The sequence below is a fragment of the Pseudomonas sp. UMAB-08 genome (assembly GCF_900095225.1).
Taxonomy (GTDB): domain Bacteria; phylum Pseudomonadota; class Gammaproteobacteria; order Pseudomonadales; family Pseudomonadaceae; genus Aquipseudomonas.
On sequence record NZ_LT607461.1, the window covers coordinates 1 to 489 of the forward strand.

1 pseudogene is annotated in these 489 nt (G+C 59.5%); it reads left to right on the forward strand.

Annotation, left to right across the window (positions count from 1 at the left end):
- Positions 1-485, forward strand: a pseudogene (locus tag K0F75_RS25420) (DUF2235 domain-containing protein); the annotation flags it as partial.
- Between the last annotated feature and the right edge of the window lie 4 nt (positions 486-489).

Below are 489 nucleotides of genomic sequence, written 5' to 3' on the forward strand. Positions count from 1 at the left end.
TCTTTTTCGACACCGAATCCAACAAGTCCCTGTCGCCGGTGGCGAGGGCTGGGCAAGTGATTGGGGTGGGCATTGCGGTGGCCAGTGTCGGTTTGAGCATCAAGCGCCACGACCCGCGTTATCTGGTGGGTCTGCTGATTCCATCGCTGGGCATCCCCGTGTTTCGCGGCAAGGTGGGCTTTCCGCAAGTCAGCGCATTTGATTCTGTCACGGGCATCGCCCTGCCGATGCTGGACAATCTCGACAACATTCGGGCGTTCAGCAAAGACCCCGGCGATATGCTGAAGTTGGTGAAAGCCTTGCCCACACCGCCAGCCCTCAGCGCAGAAACCGCGACCACGCCCGAGCTGCAAAAACTGCTCAAGGCCACGGAGGCGGCGAAGGCGTTGAAGGAGGTTAAGGACCTGCTCGACCAGTTGCCTGACGAATCGAAGATGGGGTTGTTGGATCAGGTGAAGGGAGCGTTGGGTAGCGGGGTGAGTTGATGAC